Origin of the sequence: Dyella mobilis, assembly GCF_016904945.1 — a bacterium.
GTDB classification, from domain to species: Bacteria; Pseudomonadota; Gammaproteobacteria; order Xanthomonadales; family Rhodanobacteraceae; genus Dyella_B; species Dyella_B mobilis.
The window spans coordinates 590,335-611,509 of sequence record NZ_JADIKF010000039.1; the positions used below are offsets into that span (position 1 = coordinate 590,335).

15 protein-coding genes are annotated in these 21,175 nt (G+C 63.0%); 4 read left to right on the top strand and 11 right to left on the bottom strand.

From position 1 onward, the window contains the following. Nucleotides 1-22: 22 nt before the first annotated feature. A complete protein-coding gene (gene mfd / locus ISS99_RS13690; protein WP_204632155.1) occupies nucleotides 23-3,472 on the bottom strand; it encodes a transcription-repair coupling factor in 3,450 nt (1,149 codons plus the stop codon). Nucleotides 3,473-3,679: 207 nt separating this feature from the next. Between mfd and ISS99_RS13695 the strand changes: the two genes are divergently transcribed. Continuing rightward, a complete protein-coding gene (locus tag ISS99_RS13695; RefSeq protein ID WP_204632156.1) occupies nucleotides 3,680-4,366 on the top strand; it encodes a class I SAM-dependent methyltransferase in 687 nt (228 codons plus the stop codon). On the opposite strand, the gene ISS99_RS13700 is transcribed toward ISS99_RS13695, so the two are convergent. The 5 genes from ISS99_RS13700 to ISS99_RS13720 all read right to left on the bottom strand — a co-directional run bounded on the left by ISS99_RS13700 (nucleotide 4,350) and on the right by ISS99_RS13720 (nucleotide 8,289). Further along, nucleotides 4,350-4,955, bottom strand: coding sequence for a GNAT family N-acetyltransferase (locus ISS99_RS13700; protein WP_204632157.1), 606 nt, complete (start codon nucleotides 4,953-4,955; stop codon nucleotides 4,350-4,352). The genes ISS99_RS13695 and ISS99_RS13700 overlap by 17 nt on opposite strands. 165 nt (nucleotides 4,956-5,120) lie before the next feature. Next, on the bottom strand, nucleotides 5,121-6,029 hold the full coding sequence (locus ISS99_RS13705) for a cation diffusion facilitator family transporter (protein ID WP_204632675.1): 909 nt from the start codon (nucleotides 6,027-6,029) through the stop codon (nucleotides 5,121-5,123). Between the two features lie 55 nt (nucleotides 6,030-6,084). Continuing rightward, nucleotides 6,085-6,600, bottom strand: a complete 516-nt coding sequence (locus ISS99_RS13710; protein ID WP_204632158.1) for a Slp family lipoprotein — start codon at nucleotides 6,598-6,600, stop codon at nucleotides 6,085-6,087. 42 nt (nucleotides 6,601-6,642) lie between these two features. Further along, on the bottom strand, nucleotides 6,643-7,584 hold the full coding sequence (locus ISS99_RS13715) for a 23S rRNA (adenine(2030)-N(6))-methyltransferase RlmJ (RefSeq protein WP_204632159.1): 942 nt from the start codon (nucleotides 7,582-7,584) through the stop codon (nucleotides 6,643-6,645). 63 nt (nucleotides 7,585-7,647) lie between these two features. Continuing rightward, on the bottom strand, nucleotides 7,648-8,289 hold the full coding sequence (locus ISS99_RS13720) for an NAD(P)-dependent oxidoreductase (RefSeq protein ID WP_204632160.1): 642 nt from the start codon (nucleotides 8,287-8,289) through the stop codon (nucleotides 7,648-7,650). Between the two features lie 111 nt (nucleotides 8,290-8,400). On the opposite strand from ISS99_RS13720, the gene ISS99_RS13725 reads away from it, so the two are divergent. After that, nucleotides 8,401-9,297, top strand: coding sequence for a LysR family transcriptional regulator (locus tag ISS99_RS13725; RefSeq protein ID WP_204632161.1), 897 nt, complete (start codon nucleotides 8,401-8,403; stop codon nucleotides 9,295-9,297). A gap of 4 nt (nucleotides 9,298-9,301) precedes the next feature. Here the strand turns inward: ISS99_RS13725 and ISS99_RS13730 are convergent, their stop codons facing one another. Continuing rightward, nucleotides 9,302-10,228, bottom strand: coding sequence for a DMT family transporter (locus tag ISS99_RS13730; protein WP_204632162.1), 927 nt, complete (start codon nucleotides 10,226-10,228; stop codon nucleotides 9,302-9,304). A 125-nt stretch (nucleotides 10,229-10,353) separates the two neighbouring features. On the opposite strand from ISS99_RS13730, the gene ISS99_RS13735 reads away from it, so the two are divergent. Beyond that, a complete protein-coding gene (locus ISS99_RS13735) occupies nucleotides 10,354-12,249 on the top strand; it encodes an ABC transporter ATP-binding protein (RefSeq protein ID WP_425490464.1) in 1,896 nt (631 codons plus the stop codon). 7 nt (nucleotides 12,250-12,256) lie between these two features. On the opposite strand, the gene ISS99_RS13740 is transcribed toward ISS99_RS13735, so the two are convergent. Together ISS99_RS13740 and ISS99_RS13745 are read right to left on the bottom strand one after the other, a co-directional pair. Next, a complete protein-coding gene (locus tag ISS99_RS13740) occupies nucleotides 12,257-14,374 on the bottom strand; it encodes an AsmA family protein (RefSeq protein ID WP_204632164.1) in 2,118 nt (705 codons plus the stop codon). Between the two features lie 380 nt (nucleotides 14,375-14,754). Next, nucleotides 14,755-15,690, bottom strand: a complete 936-nt coding sequence (locus ISS99_RS13745) for a peptidylprolyl isomerase (protein WP_204632165.1) — start codon at nucleotides 15,688-15,690, stop codon at nucleotides 14,755-14,757. Between the two features lie 393 nt (nucleotides 15,691-16,083). Here ISS99_RS13745 and ISS99_RS13750 point away from each other — a divergent pair, with 393 nt between their 5' ends. Then, nucleotides 16,084-18,522 (top strand): TonB-dependent receptor, encoded by a 2,439-nt coding sequence (locus tag ISS99_RS13750; protein WP_204632166.1) that lies wholly within the window; start codon nucleotides 16,084-16,086, stop codon nucleotides 18,520-18,522. 193 nt (nucleotides 18,523-18,715) lie between these two features. Here the strand turns inward: ISS99_RS13750 and ISS99_RS13755 are convergent, their stop codons facing one another. Together ISS99_RS13755 and ISS99_RS13760 are read right to left on the bottom strand one after the other, a co-directional pair. Further along, nucleotides 18,716-19,114 carry a carboxypeptidase-like regulatory domain-containing protein gene (locus ISS99_RS13755; protein ID WP_204632167.1) on the bottom strand — a complete coding sequence of 133 codons (399 nt, stop codon included), beginning with the start codon at nucleotides 19,112-19,114 and terminating at the stop codon, nucleotides 18,716-18,718. Between the two features lie 394 nt (nucleotides 19,115-19,508). Further along, on the bottom strand, nucleotides 19,509-20,669 hold the full coding sequence (locus ISS99_RS13760) for a YXWGXW repeat-containing protein (RefSeq protein WP_204632168.1): 1,161 nt from the start codon (nucleotides 20,667-20,669) through the stop codon (nucleotides 19,509-19,511). Nucleotides 20,670-21,175: the final 506 nt, after the last annotated feature.

Genomic DNA, 21,175 nt, shown 5'->3' on the forward strand with positions numbered 1-21,175 from the left:
CGGGGCAACCCAACCTTCGGCGTCATGCTGTCTTGCGTGCTCCCAACTTGGTCAGCACTTCTTCCGCAGCGCGGATGCGCTCGCTGGCTCCCGGCAGTTCCAGGTTGACCTTCAGCTTGTCCTGGCCGTCCAGCTTGTACACGCGCGGATAATTCTGGATCAGGCGGATGATCGCCATCGGTTCGACATCCGGTTTGTCGCGGAAGGTGACGCGTCCGCCGTTTGCGCCGAAATCCAGTTTGCGAATGCCCAGCGGCGTAGCCATCAGCTTGAGGCTGGCGATGGCGAAAAGCTGCTTGACGGCATCGGGCAGCAGGCCGAAGCGGTCGATCATTTCCACCTGCAGTTCGCGCAAGGACGCTTCGTCGCGTGCGCTGGCGATGCGCTTGTACAACGTCAGGCGTGCATGCACGTCGGGCAGGTAATCGTCGGGAATGAGCGCCGGAAGATGCAGCTCCACTTCGGTTTCGTGTTCGCTGCTCAGGTCGAAGTCGGGCACCTTGCCGGATTTCAGCGCACGCACGGCGCGTTCCAGCAATTCCGTATACAGGCCAAAGCCGATTTCCTGGATCTGGCCGGACTGCTCGTCGCCGAGCAACTCGCCGGCGCCGCGAATCTCCAGGTCGTGCGTGGCCAGCGTAAAGCCGGCACCCAATTCCTCCAGGGAAGCCAGCGCTTCCAGGCGCTTTTCCGCATCGGCAGTGATGCTCTTGCGGTCCGGCACGATCAGATAGGCATAGGCGCGGTGGTGCGAGCGCCCCACGCGGCCGCGCAATTGATGCAATTGCGCCAAGCCGAAGCGATCGGCGCGATCGATGATGATCGTATTGGCGGTAGGAATGTCGATGCCGGTTTCAATGATGGTGGTGCACACCAGCACGTTGAAGCGCTGGCGATGGAAATCCGCCATGACTCGTTCCAGATCGCGTTCCGGCATCTGGCCGTGGGCGATGCCGACGCGCGCGTCAGGAACCAGTTCCTGCACTTCCCGTGCCGTGCGTTCGATGCTTTCGACTTCGTTGTGCAGGAAGTACACCTGGCCGCCGCGCTGCAATTCGCGTTGGAACGCTTCGCGGATCAGTGCCGGTTCCCAGGAGGAAATGAAGGTACGCACCGCCATGCGATGCTGGGGCGGCGTGGCGATCAGGGAGAGGTCGCGCAGGCCGCTCATGGCCATGTTGAGGGTGCGTGGAATCGGCGTGGCGGTCATGGTCAGCAGGTCGACCTCCGCCCGCAGTTTTTTCAATTGCTCCTTCTGGCGCACGCCAAAACGCTGTTCTTCGTCGACGATCACCAGCCCCAGTTGCTTGAACTTGATATCCGGCTGCAGCAGCTTGTGCGTACCCACGATGACGTCGATCTGGCCGTCGGCCAATCGCTTCAACGCCTCGTTGACTTCCTTGGTGGAGCGGAAGCGCGACAAGACGTCCACGCGTACCGGCCAGTCGGCAAAGCGGTCGGCAAAGTTGCGGTAATGCTGCTGCGCGAGCAGGGTGGTGGGCACGAGGACCGCGACCTGCTTGCCGGCGGTAGCGGCAGCGAATGCCGCGCGCAGTGCGACCTCGGTTTTGCCGAAACCCACGTCGCCGCAGATCACGCGGTCCATGGCGCGTGGCGCCGCCAGATCGTTGAGCACCGCGTCGATGGCGTACAACTGGTCCGGCGTTTCCTCGAACGGAAAGCTGGTGCCGAATTCTTCCACCAGCTGGCGATCGATCGGCAGCGATTCGCCGCCGCGCGCCTCGCGCTGCGCATAGATCGCCAGCAGTTCGGCGGCCACGTCGCGGACTTTCTCCGCGGCCCTCTTGCGCGCGCGTTCCCAGGCATCGCCGCCCAGCGAGTGCAGCGGGGCCAATTCCGGTGCGGTACCGGAGTAGCGGCTGACCAGCCCAAGCTGCGCCACCGGCACGTAAAGCTTGTCGCCCTTGGCGTATTCGATGGTGAGGAATTCGCCGGCCATGCCGCCCAGTTCCATCGATACCAGGCCCTGGTAACGGCCTACGCCGTGATCGACGTGCACGATCGGCGAGCCGATGGAAAGCTCGGTGAGGTCGCGGATGATGGCATCCGGATCGCGCGCCGCACCGCGCCGGCGCTTGCGCTCGGTGCGCACCCGCTCGCCGAACAGCTCGCGCTCGGTGAGGACGGTAATGGCCGGATGAGTCAGCGCAAAACCTTGCTCCAGCGGCGCGATGGTGATGGCTTGCCGATGGGAGTCCGCCAGGAAGGCTTGCCAGCTGTCGACGTTTTGCGGGCGCAATCCGGTCGTGGCGAGCTGTTCCAGCAATGCTTCGCGGCGACCCGCCGAATCCGCTGCAATCAATACCCGTCCCGGGTAATGCTCGATGAAGTGGCGCAGCGAAGTGCCAGGTTCTTCGCCCTTGCGGTTGAGCGGAAGCTCCGGCGCAGGCTGCGTACCGGCAGCGACGGCATGTTCGTGCCCGCTGTCGACCACTTCCACGCGCAAGCGTTTGTTGAGCTGCTCGCGCAGGCGCTCGGGCGACAGATACAGCTCCGCCGGTGGCAGCACGGGACGTTCGATGTCGTGTGCGCGCTGGTCGTAGCGTTCGGCCGTCTGCGTCCAGAATTGCTCGGTGGCTTCGGCAGTGCCTTCGCCCAGTACGAACAGCGCATTGTCGGCGAGGTAGTCGAACAGCGTGGCAGTGTGTTCGAAGAACAGCGGCAAGTAGTATTCGATGCCGCCGGGCGTCACGCCTTCCTTCATGTCCTGGTACAGCGGGCAACGCCGAACGTCGATCGGAAAGCGCTCGCGCAAGCGGTTGCGGAAGGCTTTGGCGGCATCGTCCGTCACCGGAAATTCGCGCGCCGGCAGCAGTTCCACTTTTTCAACCTGCTGTTGCGAGCGCTGGGTTTCCGGATCGAAACTGCGGATCGAATCCACCTCGTCGTCGAACAATTCGATGCGATAGGGCTCGCGCGTACCCATCGGGAAGATGTCGATCAGCGCGCCGCGTACGGCGAAATCGCCCGGTTCGGCGACCTGCGGCACGTGGCGGTAGCCGGAGGACTCCAGTCGCCGCTGTTCGGTGGCCAGGTCGAGTTTCTGGCCCTTGCGCAACACCAGCCCGGCGCCTGCGATGTGCGAGCGCGGCGCGATCCGCTGCATCAAGGTGGCGACCGACACGACCAGCACGCCGCGCGTTACCGCCGGCAACTGGTACAGCGCGGCAACGCGCTGCGACACGATATCCGGATGCGGGCTGAAAACGTCGTAGGGCAGGGTTTCCCAGTCGGGGAAATGCAGTACCGGCAGCGTGCCTGCAAAGATCCGCAGCTCGTCTTCCAGCGCATGGGCACGCTGGGTGTCGCGGGTTACCGCGACCAGCAGGCCTTTGTGCGATTCGGCGGCGCCGGCAACCAGCAGCGCCCGCGCCGAACCGTGTGGCGGGGTCCAGAAGCGGCGTTGCTTGGGGCTGGTGGGAAGGGGCGGGTGACTGATCGGGTTGGGCATGGGAGACGTTGCGTGGAGGACGCAGCCCAGATGCCGCGCCGAACGAGCGCACAAGTGTAGCGCGTCGACCGCGACCGCCCCATCAACGGCGCGTCATGGATTTCTGTGTTAGCCGTCAGTCAACGGCTGACGCGGATTCAGCCGATCCCGACTGTTCCGCTCGCGCCGCCTCGTGCGAAGGTTCGGTTTTGCCCACGTGGAGTCGCCATGCCCTCGCCAATATCGCCCAATACCCAGGCCGGAGCCGCCGTCTATTCGCCGTTCGCACTGAAAGTCTATGACTGGTGGGTGCTGGGTGTTTCCAATCGCTGGGCATGGCAATGTTCCACCGACAAGGTGCTATTGCCGTTCTATCGCCGGCACGTGGGAAGCCGCCATCTCGACGTTGGCGTAGGCACCGGCTTTTACCTCGCGCATGCAGGCTTTGGCGATGATCAACGGATCGCCTTGCTGGATTTGAACGAAAACAGCCTGCGTGCCGCATCCAGCCGCCTTGGGCAGTCCGGAACCGAGGTGTTCGTGCAGGACGTCATGCAGCCGCTGACTGCGCTGTCAGGCAAGCGCTACGATTCGATCGCGCTGTTTTATCTGCTGCATTGCTTGCCCGGCGACATGCCCGGCAAGGCTTGCGTGTTCGCCCATCTCAAGTCGCATCTTGCGCAGGACGGCGTGTTGTACGGCGCGACCATCCTGGGTGACAGCGCCGGGCACAACGTCATGGGGCGCAAGCTGATGACTGTCTACAACGAGAAAGGCATTTTCGGGAATCGAAACGATACCTACGAGGCCTTGCATCACGCCCTGCATCAACACTTCGAACAGGTCGAAGTCAGCCTGCATGGCAAAGTGGCGTGTTTTTCCGCGCGGTTGCCGCGGCTTACAGCTTCAGGCTGATCTGAGCCGTGCCGGCTTCGCCGGGCATCATCTTGGCGACAAAGCCCAGCTCCTTGCACAACTGGAGCATCGGGCGGTTCTCCATCAGCACATAGCCCCATAGTTCGGTCAGGCCGCGCCGACGGCTTTCATCGACCAATTGCTGCATCAGCAATGCGCCAAGGCCGATGCGCGTCCACTCGCGTTCCACCAACACCGAGAACTCGGCGCTGTTGGCGGCTTCGTCGACGAAGATCCGCCCCACGCCGCGCAGTTCGGCAGGCGTCATCGTTTCGTCCATCAAGACGTAAGCCGCCTCCAGTTCCGGATCGATGCGGCACAAGCGTTGGGCCATCGACAAAGGCAGTTCCGACATCGCATGCATGAAGCGGCGGCGCACGTCCTGCGGCGACAATCGCTTGAAGCAGCGCTGCACGGCGGTTATGTCGCCCGACTCGATACTGCGCATGACCAGTTCGCGGCCGTCGGCGGTGTGCACCACCTTGCCGTTGGGCGAAGTGACGAGGCGTGGACTGGCAAAACGCTCATTGCTGCGCGGCGGCAGCTGGGCGTGTCGGGAATGGGATCCGAAGTCGCGGGCAGGGGTCATAAGCATGACCATACTATAGCGTATTGTTTGCACTGCAACATGAATGCTTGCAGCGATTCAGGGGACTACTATCCTCCCAAATCGGCCCGTTGTTAAGGAATGCAGGAATGCTGCCCGGTCTGCTTGAAACGTATCATGCTGCAGTGCGACAGGTTTCCGGGGCGCTCAATCGGCGATATCGGGTTCGAAGAAACTCCAACGCACGTCGGTGAATTGGGCTTTCATGGCCGCTTCGACGGTATTGATGGCCTCGATCAGGCTGTTGCTGTCGGGGGTGGGCGACATGCGGGCCTTGATAGCCACCATCACGTCCGGGCCCATCTGCAACGTAATCAGGTTGTAGACCTCGGCCACCTCCGCACGGGCGTTGAGGAAGGCCATCAGCTCGGCGCGACGGCGCGGCTCTACCCCCTGGCCGATCAGCAAAGCTTTGACTTCGATCGCCAGTGCGGCTGCCACGATGACCAGCAACACGCCAATGGCGACGGTGCCCAGGGCGTCGAACAATAGATTGCCGGTCAGCATGGTGCCGCCGATCGCCAACGCGGCCAGGCAAAGGCCGAGCAAGGCGGCGAGATCCTCGCCGAAGATCACCAGCAGTTCGCTCGAACGCGTCTCGCGAAACCACCTCCACAGGCTTTGTTCGCCGCGCGCCCGATTGACCTCGTGCAGGCAGCCGCGCATCGAGATGCTTTCGGCCACGATGCCGAACGCCAGCACGCCCAGCGCCAGCCACGGCCACTTCAACGGTTCAGGCTGGGTGATCTTGTGCGCCCCTTCGTAGATGGAGAACAACCCGCCCACCGCAAACAGCAGTACCGCCACCACGAACGACCAGAAATACAAGGCGCGGCCCCAGCCGAGCGGATATTCGTCGGAGGGTGGCCGCTTCGCCTGTCGCATGCCCAGCAACAGCAGGCCCTGATTGCCGCAATCGGCCAGCGAGTGCACGGCCTCGGCGAGCATCGCGCCCGAGCCGGTAAGGATGGCAGCGACCAGCTTGGCGGCGAAGATCGCAAAGTTCGCGCCCAGTGCCAGCAGGATTGCCTTGAGCGAGTTGGCGTGGCCGGACATGCTGCTTTCCTTGTCGCGGATGCGCGGCGGCGCGATTCCGCTCACGTTGCGACGATCAGCGGATGCCGACGCCCACACCTACGCCGAAGTGAATATCCGGATGTCCGGCGCGCATTTCCGCTGCCGTCCAGCGATGCGACTGCGCCACCTTCACCAAGGGATACACGTAGGCGGCCTGGTCCACATTCGCGCTGCGCGTGCCGGCGAGCGCGCCGCTGACCGTTACCAGGCTTCCCCCGGGATAGTTGAATGGCTCGACATAGCCCGGATAGACAGCGATGAAGCGTCCTGCGGCGGCCGTGCTGGTCAGCGGACGCTGCGATGAGTCCAGCGGATAAGCCAGGATTTCGATTTCCGTGTGATCGGGGAAATTATGCACCTCGACCACGCTCCCGCCCCAGATCACTTCGCCGCTCGCATAGTGCTCGGGCGATTGCGCCACCTGCATGGGAGATGCGGCCAGGGTCCCCGGCGTGGCCTTGTAGATCGGCGCCGGCGCGCAGGCGGCCAGGGCCAAGGCGGCCAGCGGGATGAACCAGCACAGCTTGCGCAAGACGGTGCGACGGATCATGGCGAGGTCCCTGCGGAACGGATCGTTACGTGAAGCCTGAGCTTAGCGGGCCCGTTTCGGTGGCGGTAGACGGCGATTGGGAGAGGGTGCCCGTGCAGAGGCAGGCGTATCGCCCTCCTGCACCAGCCAGTCCAGCCGCCACTCTGCCGCGTGCTCCTGCGACAACAGGCGGGCCATGGCTTGCAAGGGTTCGCGCAGGACCTGGTCCAGATTCCACGGCGCGTTGAGAATGGCCATGCCCGAACCATTCAAGCGCAGCGGCGAATCGTCCGGACGCACCAGCAATTCGGCGCGCAGCACGCGGCGCGCGCCGCAGTGCTGCAACCAACGCAGGAAAGGCTGCACCTGGCTGCGCAACTTGATCGGATACCAGATGGCATACGTGCCGGTGGGCCAGCGCTGCAAAGCTTCCTTCAAGGCCGCTTCGATCAGGCGATATTCCGCTTCCTGTGCTTCATAGGGCGGATCGATCAGCACCAGGCCGCGCTTTTCCTTGGGCGGCAGCAGCGCCTTCAGGGCTTCGTAACCGTTGCGATGGTGTACGTGTACGCGCCCGTCGTGATGAAACAGCCCGCGCAACGAGGCGGCTTCTTCCGGGTGCAGTTCGCACAGATAGGCGTTGTCTTGCTCGCGCATGGCGCGTGCCGCCTGCAACGGCGAGCCGGGGTAGAGCTTCAGGCCGCGCTCGTTGCCTGGCAGCGAAAGAACGGTATCGAGCCAGTGGCGCAACAGCGGCGGCAGCGCGTGATCGGCGGAAGCCGCGTTTTGCAAATCGGGAAACAGCAGGCGCGCAATGCCGTCGCGGTATTCGCCGGTCTTGCCGGCTTCGGCGCTATCGAGCGCGTAGCAGCCGCTGCCGGCGTGCGTGTCGATCAGCGCGAACGGCGTTTCTTTCGCCTTCAGCGCCTGGAGCAGCGCGAACAGCACGCTGTGCTTGAGTACATCGGCAAAATTGCCTGCGTGATAGGCGTGGCGATAATTCATGGTGTTCGCGGCAGGCTGGACTGCGACAAGTATAAAGCCCAGCCTGCCGGACAGCCGTATGGATCAATACGCGACGGTGATGCGCTGGCGCAGAGCGTCGTGCTTGTCCAGGCGATCGAGCAGGGCGATCGCATAATCGGCCACGCTGATGTGGCTCTTGCCATGGCCATCGGTGAGCAACTGGTCGCCGCCGACGCGGTAGCGGCCGGTGCGTTCGCTGTCTTCGATCATCGCGGCCGGGCTGATATAGGTCCAGTCGATATCGGCCTTGCTGGTACGGAATACCTCCAGCGCACGCGCCTGGGCTTGCGCCTCGGACTTCCAGGCGGCGGGGAAGTTCGGATCGTCGATCACCTTCACCCCCGGTGCCGTTTCCAGGCTGCCGGCGCCGCCCACCCACAACAGGCGTTTCACGCCGGCGCCGGGCAGGGTCTCCAGCAGGGTTTTCGCCGCGTCGGGAAGCGTTTCTTCGTGGCCGTTGCGACGCGCGGACACAGCGGCTATCACGGCATTCGCGCCCTTTGCGGCGGCCAGCCAGCTCGCCGGCTGGGCCAGGTCGCCCACCACCACGTGCAGCCGTTCGTGCTGCTGGGCGAGCCGGCTGGCTTCGCGCACAACCGCCGTAACGTCATGGCCGCGGGCCAGTGCTTCATCCAGGATGGCGTGGCCGATGTGGCCGGTGGCGCCGAACAGAACCAGTTTCATCGCGTGTCTCCAGGGAGGGATGGAATGGGTGAAGCATGCGCGCCTGCATTGATCGGATAAATGGATCAATGAGGAATTGACTGTCAATTATTTATTGACAATCATGTGTGCATGCGGCGCGACGTCAATCTCAATCGCCTGGCGATCTTCGTGGCCCTGGTGCGCGCGGGTTCGTTTACGGCCGCCGCCGAGCACCTGGGCATGACCAAGGCAATGGTCAGCCAGCATTTGCTCAAGCTGGAGCGCGAACTGGGTGCCACCTTGATCGTGCGCAGCACGCGCCGCATGGCGCTCACCGAGGCCGGCACGCTTTTTCATGCCGATTGCGTGCAACTGCTGGAACAGGCGCAGGCGGCCATCGAGCGGATGGGCGATCGCCGCCACGTACCCACCGGTACCTTGCGGCTCACGACCTCTACCGACTACGGCATGTCCGTAGTGGCGCCAGCGCTTGCCGATTTCCATCGCCTGCATCCGCAACTGCAGGTGGATCTGGTGATCAACGACCAGATCAGCGATCTGATCGCAGAACGCTTCGACCTGGCCATTCGCATTGGCTGGCTGCGCGACTCCAGCCTGCGTGCCGCCCGCCTTGGCGGCTTCAGGCAGATGGTGATGGCAACCCCCGCCTATCTAGCCGAACGCGGCGTACCGCGCCGGCCGGAGGAACTGGCCGTGCATCCGTGGATAGCCATGTCGGCCTTAATGTCGCCGCTGCGCTGGACTTTCACGAGTAGCAGCGGCGCGCGGCGCACCGTGCGCATGACTCAGGCCATGCAGGCCAACAACGCGGCAGCGGTTCGCGCGCTGGTGCTGCACGGCGCCGGTGTGTCGGTGCTGCCCGATTACCTCGTGCAGGATGACATCGAGGCCGGCCACCTGCAGGTATTGCTGGCGCAATACCGCTTGCCCGAAGGCGGCATCCACGCGGTGTATCCCGACCCGCAGCCGCCGGCGAAAGTGCGGGCATTCATCGACTTCATGCGCGACCGGCTGGCCATGCGCTAAGCGATCAGTCCAGGCCGTGATTCTCGGCCGTACCCAGCAATTCCGGCTGGATCGCCGTGGCGTCGTTCCGGTGCAGCAAAGGATGTGCGAATACCGCAGCGAGAATCACCGCCACGCCAAGGTAGAACCACGTATCGAGCTGACGCTGCTCGCCCAGCAACAGCATGGCGAGCACGATCGCGTAGACCGGTTCCAGGTTGGTGATCATCTGCGTGGCGAACGCGCTGATGTGGCGCAATGCCACCAGTGCCAAGGTAAACGGCAGCAGGGTGCAACCGAAGGCGAGCACGAGCAGCAGCAGGCCATCGTGGAGATCGGGCACGGGGTAGGCCGGCCCGGTATGCGGCAACAGCGGCGCCAGCAAGGTAAGAAAGATGGCGCCCGTGCCCAGCTCGATGCAGGTGACGGTGAGCGGGTCGGCATGTTCCACGAAACGCTTGTTGAGCGAGCCGAACAGCGCTACGAACAGCGCCGACACCACGCCTACCGCAATGCCCACCCGCATGTGCGCTGGCACGCCGCCGGCCACCATCGCCACGCCCGGCACCACCGCAATGGCGATCAGCAGTTCGCGCGGGTCGAAGCGCCGGCGCGCCACCCACGGTTCGATAAAGGCAAGAAACGCCGGCCCCAGCGCAATGCAGGTGGCGCCTACGGAGGCATTGGCAAGCTTGATGGCCGCGTAGAAAGTGAGCCAGTGCAGGGATACCAGCACGCCGATGCCGGCATACGCCAGGCGCAGCCGCATGCTCATCGCGCGCAAGCCGCGCCACACGCGCGGCATCAGCAGCAAGGCGCCGGCCACCAGCAGCATGCGCCACCACACCAGCCCCAGCGCGGTCAGGGTGATCAGCTTGCCGAGGATGGCGGTAAACCCCCACAGCAGCACGCAAAAGTGGATTTGCAGGCGGGCCTTGTTGACGGACTGCATAGCGCTAAGAGCATCGGGAAAGGGCGATCATTCTAGCCGGCTCTTGGAAACCGGCGGCGCCGCACCGACCTACAACCTGCTGCGCGAAGACGCGAGGTACCGTTCCTCGCCCACAGGGAGCGCCCATGCCACGTCAGTACAACGCAGGCGAAAGATCGCGGCGGCGGCCCATGGACACGCCGTCCAAGCCTTTGAACTTGCGTCAACGCATGGCCGCCTTGCGCAACGTGCCGCCGTTCCTGCGCGACATCTGGCGCACCAGCCCCGTGCTTGCCGTGGCCAGTGTGGCGCTGCGGCTGGTGCGCGCGGTATTGCCGGTCGCGACCTTGTACGTGGGCAAGCTCATCATCGATGAAGTCACTCACCTGTTGCACCTTGGCGGGGCGCCTGCCGATCTCTCCTCGTGGCTGGGCAACGGCGCGTTCCATCACTTGTGGATGCTGCTGGCGCTGGAGTTTGCCCTGGCGGTGAGTTCGGACCTGCTGGGCCGCGTCGTCTCTGCGTGCGATTCCCTGCTCTCCGATCTGTATACCAACGAGGCCAGCGTCAAGCTGATGGAGCACGCCGCCTCGCTGGACCTGGAGGATTTCGAAGACGCGGACCTGCAGGATCGCCTCGACCGCGCACGCCGCGCGCTGGCAGGGCGCAGCATGCTGCTTTCGCAACTGCTGGGGCAGGCGCAGGATGTCGTCACGATCGTCAGCTTCGCGGTGGGTTTACTGATTTATGCACCATGGCTGATCGTGTTGTTGCTGGTCGCCGTGGTGCCGGCCTTTGTCGGCGAGATGCATTTCAATGCGCAGAGCTACGCGGTGAATTTCCAGTGGACGCCGGAGCGGCGCGAGCTGGATTACCTGCGCATGGTCGGCGCCAGCGCGCAGACCGCGAAAGAGGTGAAGAGCTTCGGCTTGAACCGCTTTCTGATCGACCGTTTCGCGCAATTGTCGCAATCGATCTATCGCGCCAACCGGCGGGTGGCGCTGCGCCGTGCCAGCTGGGGCGGACTGTTCACCACGGTGGGTACCATCGGCTACTACGCCGCCTACGCCATCATTGCGTTCCGCACCGTGCGCGGCGATTTCACCATCGGCGATCTCACCTTCCTGGCCGGCTCGTTCCGGCGTTTGCGCAACTTGCTGGAGAGTTTGCTGACCGGCTTTTCGCAGGTTGCCAGCCAAGCCTTGTATCTGGACGACCTGTTTTCTTTCTTGCGCATCCGGCCCGAAATCCTCTCGCCGCAGCAACCGCGTCCGTTCCCGCATCCGATCCGGCAGGGACTGACCTTCGAGAACGTGGGATTCCGCTATCCGGATGCGGAGCGCTGGGCGGTACGGCATCTCGATTTCACCCTGCGCGCCGGCGAAGTGTTGGCCCTGGTCGGCGAAAACGGCGCAGGCAAGACCACCCTGGTGAAACTGTTGTCGCGTCTCTACGACCCCGACGAGGGACGCATCCTCTTAGACGGACACCCCCTGGCCGAATACGATCTGGCCGAACTGCGCGCGAACATCGGCGTGATCTTCCAGGATTACGTGCGCTATTACTTCACAGCCTCCGACAACATTGCCGTAGGCCGCATCGAGCAGCGCGACGATGATGTACGCATCAGCGAAGCCGCACGGCGCAGCATCGCCGATGCGGTGATTGCGCGCTTGCCCAAGGGCTACGAGCAGATGCTGGGCAAGCTGTTCAAGGAAGGGGTGGACCTGTCGGGCGGCGAATGGCAGAAGATCGCGATCGCGCGCGCCTACATGCGCGATGCGCAGATGCTGGTGCTGGACGAGCCTACCGCCGCGCTGGATGCGCGTTCGGAATTCGAGGTGTTCCAGCGCTTCAAGGAACTTTCGCAGGGGCGCAGCGCAGTAATCATCTCGCACCGCTTTTCCACCGTGCGCATGGCCGACCGGATCATCGTGATGCAACGCGGCCAGATCAGCGAGATCGGCAGCCACAAAGAGCTGCTGGCCGCAGGCGGGCACTACGCGGAACTGTTCGAGCTGCAGGCAGCCGGCTATCGCTGAGCGAACCTCACGGCTTCTTGCCGGCGACCGGCGGCTTTTCGTGGCGCAGATCGGTCAACACCTCCTGGCAGGTGTTGGTCTGGTTGTCGTGGCTTGGCGCGATCAGGGCCAGCAGCGCAGCGGGCGGCGCCAGCACGCCCAAGGCCACGGCGCCGCCGCCGCGCAACAGCAACGGACCGGCGTGCACGCCCACGTCGGGATTCTTCATCGTGCCTTTCACGTAGAGCGGCGAGCGCAGCGAAAAGATGCGCATGCCCTTGGTGTGCGGGGTGACGTTCAAGTCCAGGTGCTCGTTAGCGAAGTTGATCGTGCCGTCCACGTTGATCGTCGCGTCGCTGGTGTCGAGCACGAACAGGCGGCTGGTGAACAGGCCGTTGGTGCCGGCCAGGTCGACGGCGGCGCAATTGATCTTCACCGTCTTGTCGCCGAACAGCTTGCCGATGACGACGTTGGCGACATTCAATCCCGCCGTTTCCAGCAGCGTCTTGCTGATCGCGCCGTCGTTCATCAGCAACTTCAGCTCGCCATTGGCATCGCCCAGCATGGCGGAGACGGAATTGCCGCGCGTATTGAGCGTGGCGTCGCCGTTGATTTCGCCAAAGCTGGTGCTCATCGGTTGAAACGTCGGGAACAGTTGCTTGAGTTGCAGGTGACGGGCGCGAAGATCCGCCTCGGTGCGCATGGGCATGGCGCCGCCGTCGACCCGGATGCGGCTGTCGATCGTTCCGCCGGCGGCACTCAAGTGCAGCGGATCGAGCTGTAGCAAGCCGTTATTCAGCACCAGGTGCGTGCTGAGCGCATCGATTGGCACGGATGTGGGGTGCACGATGTGCGCCGCGCTGAAGGTGACATCGGCATCCAAGGTGCGCAAGCGATCGGTGCGGAAGGGTTCCACCGGCAATACCTTGTCCGCAGGTTGCCTGGTCGTATCGCCGCTCTGCGCCTTCTGCGCCTGGCTGCCGGCGCCGATCAGCGGCGCCAGGTCGGCGAAGCGCAATTGCTGCGAATGCAGATCGCCGCTCAGCTTGGGACGGTCGCCGCCGGTGCTGACCTGCAAATTGCCGCCCAGGTCGCTGCCGCCGACGCGGCCGCGGAAATCGCGATAGCTGAAATGGCTGCCGTGCAGATGCAGTTCGGCGGAAAGATGCCCTTCCGTTGCATAAGGCGGCGTTTCAGGCAGGGCAATGCCGATGATCGGATACAGCTTGGCCATGCTGGTGCCGGCAAACCACACGCGCAGGTTCAGTGCGCCCAGGTGCACCGGGTCGGTCAAGGTGCCCACCAACGCAATCTTGCTGTCTCCCACGTGCATGCGTGCTTGTACCGGGAACGGCTGGTCGGCCTGCTGCAACGCCAGCACGGCGCCGGTCTTGCCGGTGCCGGTCACCGGCGTGCCCTGGTAATGACCTTTCGCCGTCCATGCAAACTGGTAGCTGGTCCGGCTGGCGCTGCTCGAAGTATCCGGCTGGGTCTTGTCCGAGTTCACGCTCTTGCCGACATCGTGGCCCACGTCGGCGCGCGCGTCCGTCGTAGCCTGCGCGACGAGCTGGTCGTACGGAATGGCCTGCTGCAACGGCGTGATGGTAACCGCGAGGTCGAGGCGGCTCTTGGCATCATCCAGCGCGATCTGCCCCTGGTCGAAGCCGATCGCTCCGAGTTCCACCTGCCAGGCTGACGGTGTCGAGCTTTGCGGCAAGGTGAAGATCCAGTTCGCTTGTCCCTGCTTGTCGCGTTCCAGATCGATTTGCGGGCCGACCAACTGGATCGACGGCACATAGACGTGATGCACCAACAGCGGCAGCGGAGAGATGCGGATTTGCAACGCATCCAGCTGCGCGAATTGCGGCTGCTTGGTCCACGCCGGATTCGCGATGCTGATGTTGCGCGCGGTAAAGGTTGGCCAGGGCACCCAGCCGCGCCATCCTGATTGGCCCGGTTCGCGCTGCCACGCCGCCGTCAGGTCGCCCTGGATCGCAAACGGGCGACCGATCGCGGTACTGACCTGGTTGTCGATGGTGGGCTTGAGCCGGTTCCAGTCGAAGAATGCGACCAGCAACACCAGCGCGGCCACCAGCACCAGCACGACACCCACGATCCAGGCCAGAATTTTGTAGCTGCGTCTCATGACTTGCTCCATCGGCCCACCTTCACCTAACTATGATGCAGGCGAAGAATGTGTGTAATCGGCCCAGGACGCTTAGCGATGATTCATGCAGGTTAGGGCCTGTTAACACTATTTTCGTGGCCCGTGCCGGGAGCTGTTAGCGCGCCAGCCAAGGAAGCGCGAGGGAGTGTACGTCCGTACACGACCGAGTGATGACGCCGGGTGGCGGGCAAACAGACCCGGCCCTAAGGGTTGCCGTTGAGTGGCCGCCATGCGGCAGCGCGCGGCCCAGGCTTGGCGGCCAGCCAAGTCAGTGCCACGCACTACCACCTGACGGCCACTCAACGACAACGCGGGCTACGAAAATAGTGTTAGCAGGCCCTAGCCGGTGCTGACCGGGATCACGGCTTGATGCTCATGCTGCGTACCGGAATATCGATGCTGCACAGGTCGATCTTGCCGGCCGGCACGGTATAGAACGCATCGTGGCGGTTGCGCTTGGCCTCGATGATGGCGGCGAAGGTCGGGCTGTCGGTGCGCAGAACCTGAATGCTTTCGCGCTGGGCAGGGGGGATGTCCGCGGCCAGTCGCACCGAGATGATCGGCGTGCGCTGCGCCGCTGCGGTGTAGAAACCCAAGGCACCCGTACCGCGCGGCAGTCCGGAGAGATAGGGCATGCCTTCGATGACTCTTCCGGCAATCGCCAGGTTGCGGTCGAGGCCGCGTGGCGCCTGCCCGATCACGGCATACAGCGAGTTGCCGTTGCCGCTGTCCGGTGCGATGTCGCGCGCCACGCCGACCATGCCGTAGCAATGTGTCAGCCACTCGCGTCCGCTGGACGGGTCGCGCGCCGCCGGAAAACCTTCGCTGAAACCTACTTGCGGCGCATACACGTCGCCGTCGGGAAGTGCTGTCCACGGCAGCTTGGGATCAATCGCGCGGGTGTACTCGGGCGGCAGTTTGGCCTTCGCGCTGCCGAGCGGCTTGATCTTGCTTTTGTCCGCGTCGTCATCGTCGTTGGGATCGCCCCATTGCGTGACGAAATTGTCCTGCACGCGAATGATCGCCAGCCCGTCGAAATAGTGCTCGCGTACCAGGGTGCGGATGTTCTGCGCATGCAGCGGCGTGAAGTCCGGTGCCAGCTCGATCACCACGCGTCCCTGCGGCAGCTGCATGTACAGCAGATTTGCGGGATCGGGCGTACGCCATTCCTCGGCCTTGGATTTGGCGATCAGTTCCTTCGCGGTGGGTGTCGACTTGGCCGTATCGGCGGCGGCAGGCAGCGACAACAGGCTGATCGCGATGGCCAAGGCGGCCGGAAGGTGACGCACGAGCATGGGCTTCCCCTGTCGACAGAATCGGATACGCAAGGTAGCAGACGCCGCCCACGCGTGATCAAGCGCCATGAGCCTCGTGGCAGTTCTTTCGCGTGCGCTTGCCTGGCGAGGAAAGAGCACGTGTCTGGTTGCAGCGAAGGCGAGTCCCAAATCGCGCAAACGGCTTTCAGTCGGAAGCAGCACGAAAGCGCAATCGCAAAAACGTACGAAAAGTGTAATATTTTGCGTATATCTTACGTCAGCCTTACGCCGATGGCGGCGTGAAACCCAATCAGCTTTCTATCTAACTGCTTGAAAAACAGCGGATTGGGTGAGCTTTGGCGGTCGAATCTGTGGAAGGCCAGATAAGTCGGCAAATAACGAAATTTTTATATTTTGCAGGGACACCAAGCAATGAAGCAAACCCATCTTTCTCTGGCGATCGCCTTGGCCTGTTGCATGGCCTCCGGGCAGACGTTGGCGCAAACAGCCGTTCAAGGCGTGAATGGCCAAAGCGAACAGGCGACCCAGCGCGTCGATGCATCCAGCACTTCCAACACCACCACCGCCAACGACACGCGCCGCGTGCAAAACCTGAGTTCGGTGCAGGTTACCGCGCAATCGCTTTCGCTCGGCGGCGGCTTGATGTCGGTGCAGACGGCACCGAAGGCCGTGTCCACGATCACGCGCGAAGCGATCGAGCAGGCCGCGCCGGGCAGCAATTTCACGCAGATGATCGACACCATTCCCGGCGTCAACGCCGCCACCGACGATCCCACCGGCCTGGCCAACGGCCACTACAGCATGCGTGGCTATGATTCCTCGGACATCGGCATGACGGTGAACGGTGCGCCGATCACCGATACCGGCAGCTATTCGGTGTATGCCACCGAGTACGGCGACTCGGAAAACATGGGCGACATCACCGTGCTGCAAGGCATACCGGATATCGACATGCCCGATTCCGGCGCGAGCGGCGGCCACATCGGCTGGGCGACCATCAATCCTTCGCATCAGGCGGGCGTGGACGTCACGCAGACCTTCGGCAGCCGGGATTACCGCCGCAGCTTCGTCCGCCTCAACACCGGCGATACCGGGCCGGTGCGTTCGTGGTTGTCGTTCTCCGACAATAGCGCGGACAAATGGCGTGGCCGCGGCGACATGAAGGTCACCAAGGTCGACGGCAAATCGTTGTGGACGATCAACGACGGCAACACCGTCAGCGCATCGCTGCAATACAGCCGCATCCACAACTACGGCTATGAGACCGTCTCGCGCCAGCAGGTGCAGCAGAATGGCTATTTCACCGACTACAACACCCGTTGGATTCCCACCGGCGGCCTCACCGGCAATGCGCTGAAAAGCGCGATCAGCAACGACACGTATTACTACGGCCTGCGCACCAATCCGTTCAAGAGCTACATGTTCAGCATGGATGGCGAGTTCACGCTCAGCGACAACCTGCATCTGGCCGTGATTCCGTATTACTGGTACGGCGATGGTGGCGGCGGTGGCGCGGGTACCGTGACTGAAAGTCCGTCCGGCCAGAACCGCTACGGTTATACGAACCAGGACATCAACGGCGACGGCAAGGTCGTGAACAACGCGCAGGGCGTGGTGTATTCGTATAACGCGGCTACCACGTACCGTCCCGGCGTCATCTTTACCTTCAATCAGGATTTCGGCTTGGACAACAGCCTGGAATATGGCGTGTGGTACGAGCGTTCGCGCAAGACCCAGGTCAGTTCCTACGGCAAGGTGGATGGCCTTACCGGTGATCCGCTCGATTTCTGGGCGAACGCCGATTTCGTGCAGTATCCCAGCGGCAATCCGATGCTGTATTACCGCGAATACACCAACACCGAGATCCGAAAGGGATTTGCCACCGACAATTGGACGCCGAACGACCAGTGGACCTTCACTGCGGGGCTGAGCTACCTGTGGGCCAATCGTTCCGGGTTCGTGTACGACTATCCGGGTTCCACCTCCGGCTCGCTATCCAAGCAGCAGAGCACCACCACCATCGACAACAGCTGGCACCAGTTCCTGCCGGCAGCGGGGGTGAAATTCCAGCTCGACGAAAAGAATCAGTTCTTTCTCGGCAGCGGCAAGACCTTCCGCGTGCCCAGCAATACGGTGGCCCTGCTCAACGCGTTGGCCGGGCAGGATATGAAAGCGCCGGAAACGTCGTGGAACACGGATCTCGGCTATCGCTATTTCGGCGACACGATTTCCGCCAGCGCGGATATCTACAACAGCAACTACAACAACAAGCAGGAAAGCGCGTACGACGAGGCAACCAACCAGACGTATTACAGCGCGCTGCGCCGCATGCACATGCGTGGCTTCAATGGCGAGGCAAGCTACAAGTTCGCGCCGAACTGGACGGCGTATGCGTCTTACACCTACACCCAGGCAAAAGTGGTTGGGCCGATCGATGCCGGCGGCAATGGCATTTACCCCACCGATGGCAAGATGATGCCCGATACGCCCCAAAACATGGGCAACCTGAGCCTCAGCTACAAAGGCGAACATGCCTGGGCAACGTTGCGCGCAAGGGTCGCCGGTTCGCTGTACAGCGATTACCTCAATACCGACGGCGTCGGCGGGTTCACCACGTTCAGCTTCAATGCCGGCTATGACTTCGGCGATCTGGGATGGCTGAAGAAGACCTTCGTCAAGCTCAATATCAGCAATCTCACCGACAAGCGGGCCTTCAACTACGTCAGCTCGGCGCCGCCGCTGGCGCAGGCCGGCGCCAAGCAGTATCCGGGCCTGTATGGCGGTACGCCGTACTTCGGCTTGTTGGCGCCGCGTACCTACGTGGTGACGTTCGGAGCTTCCATTTTCTGATGCGCCGATGGCGTTTCGCTGCGCCGGCGCTTGGAAGGGCGCCGGTTTTTTTTCGTGAAGGCATCGGTGTGCGTGCCGGGTGCTTTGCGCATCCTCGGCGACCTTACGCCTGATTGAATGAAAAACCGCCGCAGCAGGCTGGCTGCTGCGGCCGCATTGCGCGTTTAGCAAAGATGCTGTGTGCAGCAGAATCTCAGCGATTGTCGGCGGCTGCGCATTGGTCGTTAGGGCAACCAAAGTCGACTTCGGCACCGCGTCCGACTACCAGCGAGACATTGGATTGCTTGTCGACCGTTTTGCCGTCTTTTTCGAGAGTGACGATGTAATCGCCCGCGGGCAGCGGATCGATCGTATAGCGGCCCTTGGCATTTGCCTTGGCATGACGATGAAGTCCTGTCGCACCGTTTTGTGCAACGACGGTCTCGCCGGCGGGTGCCTGGCCGAAGATGTGAGACGTAGTCGATTGCGCGCCTGCGGTGGTGGGCAAGGAGGCCGCGATGATGCCAAGGACAGCTGTCGCAGCGCTGCCGCAAATCAAGGAGCGCAGGCCGCGGTTGCGATGATGGGTCGTGAAATACTGAGTGATGTTCATGGAACTCCCTGTTCTATCAGTGATATTTCAGACGAATTGCACGGCAAGCTAAACGGCCGAAAGTCGGCCGCAAGTAGGTGCAATAGTGGTGTTTTGCAGGAGCGCCGGTTTGGGCTTCCTTCCATCGGCTGCTCACACTTTTACTCTCCCTGTACGTTGGGCGCAGACGTCCAAGCGTGTTTTGGCCCGTCCCCTCGGGCATGAAGGAGCACCTGGCGGGCGCTCCACGGCAATCTGTACGCCATCTGCAGGCAGGCGTCAAATGCCCCAGGCCTGTCTTACGCGAGCCTAACGTTTAGCGCTTGCGGCAGGCGATCGAGAAGCCTGGCGCTTCTCATTCATAAAAAGAGCCGGAACGGCAAATTTGCCGTTCCAGCTACGTGGTGCTTTCGCATCAACCGCCGTTGTCGCGATGATCGTCGCGCTTCGGAGGCTGGCCTCGCTCCGCGGGATGTGCCGGCGGTGCAGCGTGCGCTGGCGCGGCACGCGGCGGAGGCGCCGCAGGGTGTTCCATCTGCGGGGCGGCAGAGCGGTAGGGCTGCTGGGCCGGTGGCGCGCGCATGGGCTGCATGGGTTGTTCTCGCGGTTCGGGGCGCGCCGGTTCCGGGCGCGGTTCGGCACGCGGTTGTGGCGCGTATTGCATCGGCCGTTCGTTCTCGCTGCCTGGGCGCGGTGCAGCATTCGGATGCGGTGCATAACCGGCCGAAGGCAATGCACGATTCTCAGGTTGCGGACGGTTGGGCAGATTGGCCGGGTGCTGCTCGGCGGCGGCCGGCACCGGCCTGCCTGCGCCGCGCGCGGCCATCACGCCCGGCCCGCTGAAAGCAGCCGGTTTGGAGGTGGCGGCAATCGACGGATTGCCGTGATTGACCGACGCACGCAGTGATTGGTTCTGCGCCGCCATCGCCACGTGTTGCTGTTGCGCGGCAACCGGTGGTGTGTGCTGCTGGTGCGCAAAAGCCGCTTCTTCCGGCGTCGGCCGTGCGACAACGCCGCCATTGCCGCCGTTGTAGCTCACGTGATTGATGGTCACGTTATTCACCACCGTCTGGTTGTACACGTTCGTTACGTGTACGCCGCCGAACGAGTTGACGGAACGGTTGTAGTAGAACCCGCCCGGCCCCCAGCGACCGCCGGCATAGCCTTCACCGCTATAGCCGTATCCGTAATTGATGCCGCCGTAGAAACCGACGTGCGTGCCCCAGTAGCCTTCGTGGAACAGGTACACGCCGTCGCTCCAGCCCCAATAGCCGGGTGTCCAGAGCGCGCCGACGAACGGCGCCATCACCCACGTGCCAGGCACCCAGTAGTAACCGCCGTCGCCCCACGCCCAGTAACCAGGCGTCCAGATGTAACCGACATCAGGCATTGGCGGCTGCACGTAGACCGGTAGAGGCGGTGGAGCGAGAGTGATGGAGATACCGATGCCGATGGCGTCGGCCTGGGATGGGGTGGGCCACAAGGCGAGCGTTGCGCCGCCGAATACGCCGGCCACACCCAAGGCCAGGGCGCAGCAGCGCGTCAACGTATTGCGCGTATGAGCATGTCGTTTCATGACGTTCCTCGCTGACGGGTCGTACGTCTGGACGCTAACGCACTTCATGCAACGGGAAGCTGAGCGGCATGCATGCACGATGAGAAAATGTTTTGCCGCACCGGTTGGTTACACACCTTCTGAACATCCAAGCGGCTGTCTTCGTTGATGTATTGGCGAAACTAAATCCGCGATGACCACCGATCAAACGACAATGGTCCCTGTCGCAAGACTTACGTTTGGACGTCTCTCGCACATCCCATGCGCGCGCCGCGATTCGTTTGCCGGCAATCGTCGTGCGTGGAGGTAGGTGTTTCCATTTTGTGAACGTCATACGTCATAAGACGTCGACGGGCGACGTGCGCGATGAATGAATCCCGATGCCGCTACTGGGAAACGGCATTCAGGAGACTCGACCACTGGCTGATCTGGATTCGATCCGGATCGCGCCGGCACGCGCGCACTTGGCAACGTCAACGACTGGGCCGACGACTTCGGCATGGAACGGAGGCTTCTGGGGGCCTCCG